This window comes from Actinomycetota bacterium (assembly GCA_013152275.1).
GTDB lineage: Bacteria > Actinomycetota > Acidimicrobiia > Spongiisociales > UBA4744 > BMS3Bbin01.
The window spans coordinates 7,092-16,939 of record JAADGS010000050.1; the positions used below are offsets into that span (position 1 = coordinate 7,092).

A 9,848-nucleotide genomic window follows, 5' to 3' on the forward strand; every position below is an offset into this window, starting at 1 on the left:
AGCGACCGATTCGTCGACGACGTCGCCGCTCACGGGTCACACGAAAAGCTCCGGGCGGCGATCGCACGCGTGCACGCGCCCGGAGCCGACCATGTGGCCGCCATACGCCCGGCTCCGCAGGGATCTCCTGTCGATCGGACCGGTCTCGAAGCGATGGGGCCCACCTCTTGACCGGTATCTCTGGGCCCGACTATCGTAAATACTCGATAATCGATGATTTGCCCGGGTGTGTCCGATCGACCTGGCCGTGGAGGTGACGGTGGAACTCAAAGCCGTGACGAGAGAAGAAGCGCGGGTGTTCAATCTGCCCGGCAGGGATTGGCTGCACTACATCGGCCCGGAGATCGGCGATGCCCGGAATCTGACCGTCGGCTACTCGGTGTTCCCTCCAGATTCGGCCCCCGAGGGGCATGTCCACCCGACCGAGGAAGAAGTCATCTACATCGTCTCGGGCAAGGGTGAGCTGGTGACACCCGAGGGCACGGCCATCCTCGAACCCGGCACCTGCGTGTACATTCCGCCGGGTCTGCACCACCAGACCGTTTCCCGCGGCCCCGGACCCCTGGAGATGGTCACCGCCTTCTCTCCACCTATTGTTCCCGGCTCATACGAGAAAGAGAACGAATGAACGTGAGCGCACCGCCCGAACCGAGATCCGAATGAAGACAGCCGAGCCGACCATCGCCGAGATCGCCGACATCGCCCGCAGGGCTCGTATCCAGATTCTCAAAGCGGTCGCCCATGCAAAAGGTGGCCATGTGGGCGGCCCCTATTCGGCAATCGACATGCTGGCCACCCTCTACTTTCGCGTTCTGAATGTTCGGCCCGATGAACCGGACTGGCCCGACCGAGACCGGTTCGTGCTGTCCAAGGGCCACAGCTCCATCGCCTTGTACACCATCCTGGCGATGCGGGGCTTCTTCGACATGGAGGAGCTGGCGACGTTCGACTCGATCGACTCCAGGCTGCAAGGCCATCCGGACATGACGATCACCCCGGGTGTCGACATGTCGTCCGGCTCGCTCGGCCTCGGTTTCGCCGGGGCACTCGGCATCGCCCTCGGGGCCCGAACATTGGGCAAGGACTTCACCACCTATGTGATGCTCGGCGACGGTGAGTGCAACGAGGGGATCGTGTGGGAAGGGGCCCATGTGGCCAACCGCTATCACCTCGACAACATCGTGGCGATCATCGACCAGAACAACCTCCAGCAGTTCGGCTGGCGCGGCGACACGGAGACCGAACGCCTCACCCCGTACGTCGGAGACGAGCTCGCCGGCCGCTGGAAGGCGTTCGGATGGCACGTGCTGGAGGTGGACGGTCACGACATTCAAGCGTTCCTGGACACCGTGGAGAAGGCCCGGGCCGTCTCCGGAAGCCCCGTCGCGATCGTGGCCCACACCATCAAAGGCAAAGGGGTCTCCTACATGGAGGACAACTACACATGGCACAGCAGGGTGCCGACCGAGGAGGAGTTCGCCATCGCGATGCAGGAACTCGGCGACACGAAAGCCGGTGAACGATGACCAGTCTCGCACCGGGGAAAGCGCTCAGAGTGGCCTTCGGTGAGACGATCGCCGAACTCGCAAGGACCGATCCCCGACTTGTCGTCCTCGACGGCGATACCGGGAGCTCCACCCGGACGGACTTCTTCGAGAACGAGCATCCGGAACGGTTCTTCCAGATGGGGATCACCGAACAGAACATGCTCGGCATGGCAGCCGGCATGGCGACGCTCGGGTTGATCCCGATCGTCAGCACCTTTGCCTGCTTCATCGTCTCTCGGGCACACGACTCGATCCGGGTGCTGATCGCCCAGCCGAAGCTGAACGTCAAACTGATGGGCGGATACGCCGGTCTGCTTGCCGGGATGACCGGCAAGACACACCTCATCTTCGATGACATCTCCATCATGCGAGCAATGGCGAACATGACGGTGATCGCCCCCGCCGACGAGATCGAGACCCGCAAGGCGCTGCCCGCGATCATCGACCATCCCGGTCCGGTGTACCTGCGGCTGACCCGCCCCAACTCGCCGATCCTCTTCGATGACGACTACGAGTTCGAGATCGGCAAGGCGGTCACCCTTCGAGAAGGGTCCGACATCACCGTCTTCTCGACGGGTTTGCAGAGCGTCCGCGCGTACGAGGCCGCGCAAACACTGGCAACCGAGGGCATCGACGTGCACCTCGTCCACGTGCCGACGATCAAGCCACTCGACGTCGACGCAATCGTGAGCGCCGCAGCGAAGACGGACCTGGTGATGACGTCGGAGGAGCACACCATCGTGGGCGGTCTTGGCGGGGCGATCGCCGAGACTCTGGCGGAGCACCATCCCGTAACGGTCAAGCGACACGGTCTGCAGGACGTGTTCGGAGAGTCCGGGCCCGACGCGGCTCTCCTCGAGAAGTACGGCATCTCGCCGTCGAAGACGGCCGAGGCGGTCCGTGAGACGGTCCGCTCTCACAAGGCGTGACCGGAGGGACGGTCGGTAGAGGCATGGAACTGGAGAAGGTGGAGGGAACGTAAGTGAGCCAACTGGATATCTTCAGGCTCGACGGCAAGGTTGCCATCATTCCCGGTGGCAGCGGTGGCATCGGGTCCACGATTGCAGAGGGACTCGCAGCGGCCGGCGCCAGAGTTGCGATCGTGGGCCGATCGGCGGAGCGTGCCCAGGTCGTGGCCGAGAGAGTGCTCGATACCGGCGGCCAGGCCCTGGCGATCGCGGCCGATGTCACACAGAAGGAAGAGGCGGACCGTGCCGTGGCCGAGGCCACCGGCCGGTGGGGCCGCCTCGACATCATCGTCAACGCGGTCGGAGGCGGGGCCGGCAACGTCCTGTTCGATGCGCAGGACTACCCGATTCCCGAATGGGACTGGATCTTCGAGTTGAACGTTCGCAGCACCGTGCTCCCCACACAGGCGGCGGTCAAGGCAATGATCGAAGCCGGGCACGGGGGCAAAGTCCTGAACATCTCATCGGTCCGGGGCCAACTCGGCATCAATGCCGGCTACTCGGCGTACGTGGCCGCAAAAGGGGCAATCGATTCACTGACGCGCCAGTGGGCCACGGAGTGGGCGCGGCACGGAATCTGCGTAAACGCGATCGCCCCGACATTCATCGACACACCCCAGGTTGCGATGTTGTTGGAAGATCCCGACTTCAAGGCCGGCGTCGTCAACCGCATCCCGCTCAACCGGGTCGGTGAGACCGCGGACCTGGTCGGCGCGAGCCTGTTGTTCTGCTCGGAAGCCTCGTCGTTCATCACCGGACAGATCCTCACCATCGATGGCGGACTGACCGCCACGCAGTAACCACCAATCAAAGGAAGACCCAGAGAAATGCAGAACGTCACACCCAACGTATTCACGGAGACGAAGCTCCGCGGATGCAACCCGAGCTATGTGACGACATCGGACGGCGTGGTCGTCATCGATACGCCCCAGCTCCCCACCAAGGCGGTAGCCATGCGCGAAGAGGCCGAATCTCACGGCCCGATCCGCTACCTGATCAACACCGAGCATCACGTCGACCACATCTTCGGCAACTACTACTTCAAGGGCGCCGGCACCGTCGTGCACCACCAAGGCGTCTACGACAATTTCATGGTCGTCAGCCCCGAACTGGACCCCTTCGCGTACGCTGCGGAAGCGATCCCGACCGACGACCCGGACGGCGAGGCCATCTTCCCCGATCGGGACGAGTACTACTCGAACCCCAACAAGGGCCAGATCGTCTTCTCCGAGAATCTGACACTGCGAGTGGGAGGCCACACCTTCGAGCTGCTTCACACTCCGGGCCACACCCCCGGCCAGGTGGCGGTGCACGTCCCGGAAGAACGAGTCGTGTTCACCGGCGATACCGTCTTCTCCCAATGTCAGACGTGGCTGATGACCTCGAACGTGGACCAGTGGCTCGACGCCCTCGACACGGTCCGGGCACTCGATGTCGATCACATCGTTCCGGGTCATGGGCCCGTCACGACCAAGTCGTATCTCGACGTGCAGCGGTCCGTGCTGCTCGAGTGGAAGACGGCCGTGGCGATCGGCATCGCCAAAGGCTGGTCGAAGGAGGAGACGATCGAGCGGGTCAACTTCTCGGATCGGTGCCCGGTCGACATCGGCCAGGAGTACATGATGGACTTCATCCAGAACCTCAACGCAGGATCCCTCTACGACAAACTCACCACGGTCTGAAGTCGGAGCGACACGGCCGTTCGAGGAGCGTGCAATGAACGCACCGTCCCACTCTGCCGTCTCGTCTGTCCACGTGGCCTGGCGAGCGGTCGTCCCGGCCTTTGCGGCAGTGACGGTGAGCGTCCTTCCAGGTTTCCTGACCGCCGGTCTGGCCGTCCAGATCGGCAACGGCATCGGGCTCGGCCTTACCGGGTTGGGCGTGGTGATCGGGGTCTTCTTCGCCGCCTCAACGCTGGGATCCCCACTGATGGGGGCGCTGGTCCAACGGGTGGGCTGGGCTCGCGGCCTGCGTCTGTCGAGCTTCATGGCGGCCGTGTCGCTGGCCGGAATAGCCTTCGCCGCGCCAACACCCGTCGCGTTCGGCGCATGGCTCGTCCTCGGTGGATTGGCGATTTCGCTGGCGCAACCTGCTGCAAACCTCACCGTTGCCCGCTGCGTCGGCAGCCGGCGCCGGGGCTTCCTGTTCGGCGCGAAGCATGCGTCCGCTCCCGCAGCGATCTTCCTCGGCGGCTTGGCAGTGCCGGCAGTGGCACTGACGGTCGGATGGGAATGGGCGTTCTGGGGAGGGTCGGCTCTCGCCCTGTTGACCGCGCTTGCGGTCCCCCTCAGACCCGCCGACCACGAAGTCGACTCCCCGAACCGCCCTGTCGAGCAGGTCGGGCGCCCGAGCACGCCTCTGGGATTGCTGATTGCTCTCGCCGGTGCCGCGATGCTGGGCATCGGAGGAATCAACGCTCTCGCCTCGTTCACCGTCACCTACGCCGTGCATGCAGGCTTCGGTGAGAGCACCGCCGGACTCTTGCTGGCCGGCGGCAGCCTGGCCGGCATCACTACACGTCTGGTCGCCGGATGGCTGATCGACCGGACCGACCGCGCCGACCTCACCGCCGTTGCATCGATGTTGACCGTGGGTGCCCTGGGCGTGGCCGGCATCGCCCTCGGGACGCACGCCGGGCTGATCCTCGGCGGCGTGCTGGCGTTCGGTGCCGGATGGGGATGGTCGGGGCTTTTCACGTTCGCGGTCGTCAAAGACAACCCCGAGGCACCCGCCACGGCCACCGGCATCACGCAGACGGGCGTCTTCCTGGGAGCGGCGATCGGCCCTCCCGTCTTCGGCCTCGTGGCCGACACGGTCTCGTTCACGGCCGCCTGGTGGATGACCGGAGCGGCACTGGTCGGAGCAGCCGCCATCATCCTCTTCGTGCGCAGCCACCGCCACACACACCTATGGTCGGCGTCGACATGGCGGGCCGCAACATGAACGCGGAGCAGACATCTCCGATGCTTCGAGAACAACGGCTCACCGGGACCCATGGAGAGCCGCAGAGAACTCCCACCCTTTCGTTCCACGGACGGCCGGCCACGCAACGCCTGTCGATCCATCCGGTGACCCACCGGATCCACAGCCCAACGGGTTCCCATCATGAGTGACTATCACCTGCACCTGCATCCCCATTTCCCAACGCCCGGTTCACCACCAATGGGCGTCTATCCCCCCGGTTACATCGACCAATACGTGGAGACGGCGCTGTCCCGAGGAGTCACCGAGCTCGGCTTCACCGAGCATCTCTACCGGTGCGTCGAATCCGCTCCGATCCTGGGCACCTGGTGGGAGCACGACCCCGACCCCCGCCTGTCGGCCGAGATGGAACGCTACGTCACACTGGAGCGCAACCTGTCACTCGAGGCGTATGTCGACGTCGTACTCGACGCCAAGCAACGCGGGCTCCCCGTCAAGCTCGGCCTCGAGGTCGACTTCGAGCCCGGAACCGTCGACTCCGTGTTGGATCTGCTCGCGGGCTATCCCTTCGACTTTCTCATCGGTTCCGTTCATTGGATAGGTGCCTGGTCCATCGACCGCCCGAGCGCCGCCCCCGAGTTCGCCAGGCGCGGCGTACGGCGCGCCTATGAGCAGTACTTCGAACTGGAAACCGAGCTCGCCGCCTCGGAAATGGTCGACGTTCTGGCCCATGCCGACCTCGTCAAGAAGCTCGGCATCCACCCGAAGGGGTCCTTGGACGACCTGTACACGCCACTGGTGGCCGCCGCGGCCGCAAGCGGTGTCGCCGTCGAAGTATCAAGCGCCGGCCTGCGAAAACCGGTTGGCGAGATCTACCCCGCCCCGCGTCTCCTTCGGAGCTTTCGCGCGGCCGGCGTTCCCATCACGCTCGCCAGCGACGCCCACATCCCCGACGAGGCAGGCTGGGGGCACATCCCGGTCGTACGCGCCGCGAGAGCCGCCGGATACACCCATCATCTGCGTTTCTCCGACCGCAAGAGATACGAGATGCCCTTGCCACATCCAACGGGAGACGACGCATGAGAGTGTCGTTCAAGACCCGACCGCAAAACACGGAATGGCGACCGATGATCGACTTCTGGCTCGAGGCCGATCGCATCGATCTGTACTCCGCCGGTTGGACCTTCGACCACTTCTACCCGATCTTCTCCGATCCCACCGGACCCTGCTTCGAAGGATGGACGATGCTGTCCTATCTGGCAGGGGTGACGGACCGGCTGCGCCTCGGTGTGCTCGTCAGCGGGAACACGCACCGGCATCCCGCGCTGCTCGCGAACATGGCGGCGACGCTCGACGTCGCATCACAAGGTCGTCTGGAAATCGGTCTCGGCGCCGGATGGAGCGAGGAGGAGCATGCGGCCTACGGGATACCCCTGCCTCCCTGGCCGGAGCGATTCGACCGGCTCGAAGAGTCCTGCGAGATCATCGACAGCCTCCTGACACGCGAAACCACGACTTTGATCGGAACGCACTACCGGCTCACGGACGCCAGGTGCGAACCGAAGCCGGTACAGAAGCCACTGGTGATCGGGGGCAAGGGTGAGAAACGGACCCTTCGTATCGCCGCACGTTGGGCCGACCAGTGGAACTTCCCGTTCGGAGAGCCGGCGGAGCTCCGTCACAAGATCCAGGTGCTGCACGCCCACTGCGCCGACATCGGGCGGGATCCGTCAGAGATCGAGATCTCGGTGAAGGCGGAGGCCGGTGAAGAGCCGGCCGCCTTCGCCGAACTCGCCGCCGCCTATCGGGAGGCCGGAGCCCAGCACATCATCGTCCACTTCCCGCCACCTCACGATCCGGCGACGCTGGGAGCGTACGCCGAGAGCCTCGCGCAGGTGGTCCGATAGCCCTGCCCCATCCTCGACGTCTCTTGGCGCGGCGCCGGGCGTCCTCCGAGATTGCCGCCTCGTCCCGCGACGCTCAGGCGCGGCCGGCGGCCACCTCGTCGGCCCGGTTGCGACCGGCGAGAAGGATCAGGTCCTCGTGAAGCTCGAACCAGACGCCGTGGTAGCTGTCCACTCTGGGCGAGGCGATGTAGCGATGATCGCCGCCGCGAACGAGACCCGCCGCCCGCTCCAGCCGCTCGAGGTAGAAGCCGAGTCGAGGGAGCCCGTCGCTGAGCGACTGGAGCAACGCGGCGGCATCTTGGTGCAGGAAACCGAACTCGGCCAGCACCGATGCGTCGTAGGCCGCGTCGGAGTGATCGTTCAACACTTGCCGGCCGTCGACCTCACGCATCTGCCAGGCGGTCACGATGCCCTTTGTCCGGTGGTCGAGCGATAGGAATGCATCGAGTGCCTCGATGGCATTCTCCACGCCCCAGGACTCCTGATCGGCAATGATCAGCTCTCTGCCGAGCGTCTTGCCTTCCGCTGTCAGCTGGAACATGCCGCCGGAGGACTCGACGAGTCCGTCGGCGGTCATCCGCTCGAGAACCTGATTCGCCCCTTCCTCTGTCGTGAAGAACGCGGACGCGATGCCCTCAGCTGTCACAAAGCCCTTGATGACGAGCGTCCGAACGACGGCATCGACGCTCGGCCCGCCCTCCTCCGAGGTTTCGCCGCCCTCCTCCGAGGTTTCGCCGCCCTCTTCCGAGGCTGGGATCTCGATCCCGAGATCCTGAGCCCAGGACAGGAGCTTCGTCGCCTCGGGAACGACCGTCGCGCTGCTCGAGACCGCGCCGGCGAATACCTCCCCGCTGCCGCCGTCGATCGTCAGCATGTCCCCGGCGGTGAACACGCGATCGCCGATGGAGATCGTCCCCTCCCCCACCTTCACCGCGGAGGCACCGACGACCGCCGGGATCCCCCATCCTCGTGCGACCACTGCCGCGTGGCTGGCGAGGCCACCGGTCGAAGTCAGGATTCCGACCGCCCTGGCCATGCCGTGAACGTCATCGGGTGACGTTTCGCGACGAACGAGGATCACGCTCCGACCCGCATCGGCCGCGGCGACGGCGTCCTCGGGTGTCGTGACGATCTCGCCCGATGCCACCCCTGGAGATGCCGCGAGGCCGGTCGTGACGACCGGAACGTCCGCGGGCCGCTCGCCAACCGTGGTAGGGGGATTATCCAGGTGGCGAGCGACCCGGCGGACAGCTTCTGCGCGAGAGAGGGGAAAGTCGTCGTCCTCTGCCATGTCGACCGCGATCCGCAGCGCGGCCTGTGGACTCCGCTTGCCGATCCGGACCTGCAGCAGCCAGAGTCGACCTTGCTCGATCGTGAACTCGATATCACACAGATCGACGAAGTGGTGTTCGAGCGTGTGGGCGTATCGCCGCAGGTCCTCGGCAACCGCGGGCATCCGCTCATCGAGCACGGCGATCGGCTCTGTCTGGCTCGTCCCGGCGACGACATCCTCGCCCTGTGCATCGAACAGGATGTCGCCATAGAGGCGAGGCTCCCCGGTCGCCGGGTTCCTGGTGAACAGGACACCGGTGGCCGAATCGGAGCCCCGGTTGCCGAACACCATGGCCTGTACGGTCACCCCCGTCCCAAGGTCGTCGGCGATGCCCTCGCGGGCACGGTAGCTTCTGGCCCGGCCACAGTTCCAGGAACGGAAGACCGCCTCGATCGCACCGCGCAGTTGCTCCCACGGATCCTCGGGAACGACCTCCACACCGACGATCTGCCGATACATCGTCGAGAAGCGATCCCGACAGACGTCCACAAACGCACTGTCACCCGATACGGCGGCGAGCCCCCGAGCCGTCATGTCGTTGAGACCCAGGTTCAGGATCGTGTCCATCATCCCAGGCATCGAGACCGGCGCTCCGGAGCGGACGCTCACGAGCAAGGGATCTGTCGGATCCCCGAACCGGCGCCCCACGGCCGTCTCCACGCGGCGCATGTGCTCGCGGATCTCCTCGTCGAGTCCCTCCGGCCAGCCCCCTGCCAGGTACGCCCGGCACGCCTCTGTCGAGATCGTGAAGCTGGGAGGTACCGGAAGACCAAGCTCGTTGGCCATGACGGCGATGTTGGCCGCCTTCCCCCCGATGAGGGCCTTGACCTCGGCATGTGGCAGATCGTGCGGGTGGTCGAAAGCAAAGACGTATGCCACGTTCTCTCCGATCCTCGATAATCGATTACCCGAGCCTACGCGTCTTCCCATCCCAGCGTCAACCTGGAATCGAGATGAGAACCAATGAAGCCGCCATTCGAGCCAACTCTCCTCGGGACAATGGACACTACCGGCGGGGCCACGTTCTTCCTTCCCCTAGCAGGGGAAGTGGCCTCGGGGCTTTGGCCGAGGTCGATGGGGTAGAGCCTGTTCCTGGCAGGTCCAGCGGTCTGGGCGAGGAACGACCCCACTTCTTGCTTCCCCTAGCAGGGGAAGTGGCCTCGGGGCTTTG

9 protein-coding genes are annotated in these 9,848 nt (G+C 65.1%); 8 read left to right on the forward strand and 1 reads right to left on the reverse strand.

Annotated features, from left to right (window positions below; genetic code table 11):
- Window positions 1-259 precede the first annotated feature (259 nt).
- The 8 genes from GXP34_08915 to GXP34_08950 all read left to right on the forward strand — a co-directional run bounded on the left by GXP34_08915 (window position 260) and on the right by GXP34_08950 (window position 7,344).
- Window positions 260-628, forward strand: a complete 369-nt coding sequence (locus tag GXP34_08915) for a cupin domain-containing protein (protein ID NOY56094.1) — start codon at window positions 260-262, stop codon at window positions 626-628.
- Window positions 629-659: 31 nt separating this feature from the next.
- Window positions 660-1,526 (forward strand): transketolase, encoded by an 867-nt coding sequence (locus tag GXP34_08920; protein NOY56095.1) that lies wholly within the window; start codon window positions 660-662, stop codon window positions 1,524-1,526.
- Window positions 1,523-2,476, forward strand: a complete 954-nt coding sequence (locus tag GXP34_08925) for a transketolase family protein (GenBank protein NOY56096.1) — start codon at window positions 1,523-1,525, stop codon at window positions 2,474-2,476. Before GXP34_08920 ends, GXP34_08925 begins: the two co-directional genes overlap by 4 nt.
- 53 nt (window positions 2,477-2,529) lie before the next feature.
- Window positions 2,530-3,315 carry an SDR family oxidoreductase gene (locus GXP34_08930; GenBank protein NOY56097.1) on the forward strand — a complete coding sequence of 262 codons (786 nt, stop codon included), beginning with the start codon at window positions 2,530-2,532 and terminating at the stop codon, window positions 3,313-3,315.
- Window positions 3,316-3,342: 27 nt separating this feature from the next.
- On the forward strand, window positions 3,343-4,197 hold the full coding sequence (locus GXP34_08935) for an MBL fold metallo-hydrolase (GenBank protein NOY56098.1): 855 nt from the start codon (window positions 3,343-3,345) through the stop codon (window positions 4,195-4,197).
- A gap of 34 nt (window positions 4,198-4,231) precedes the next feature.
- Window positions 4,232-5,458 carry an MFS transporter gene (locus tag GXP34_08940; protein NOY56099.1) on the forward strand — a complete coding sequence of 409 codons (1,227 nt, stop codon included), beginning with the start codon at window positions 4,232-4,234 and terminating at the stop codon, window positions 5,456-5,458.
- Window positions 5,459-5,620: 162 nt separating this feature from the next.
- Window positions 5,621-6,520 (forward strand): histidinol-phosphatase HisJ family protein, encoded by a 900-nt coding sequence (locus GXP34_08945; protein ID NOY56100.1) that lies wholly within the window; start codon window positions 5,621-5,623, stop codon window positions 6,518-6,520.
- On the forward strand, window positions 6,517-7,344 hold the full coding sequence (locus GXP34_08950) for an LLM class F420-dependent oxidoreductase (GenBank protein NOY56101.1): 828 nt from the start codon (window positions 6,517-6,519) through the stop codon (window positions 7,342-7,344). The genes GXP34_08945 and GXP34_08950 overlap by 4 nt, the downstream gene beginning before the upstream one ends.
- Before the next feature lie 73 nt (window positions 7,345-7,417).
- Here GXP34_08950 and GXP34_08955 read toward each other — a convergent pair whose 3' ends face one another.
- Window positions 7,418-9,556: a pyruvate, phosphate dikinase gene (locus GXP34_08955; GenBank protein NOY56102.1), complete on the reverse strand. Its 2,139-nt coding sequence runs from the start codon at window positions 9,554-9,556 to the stop codon at window positions 7,418-7,420.
- Window positions 9,557-9,848: the final 292 nt, after the last annotated feature.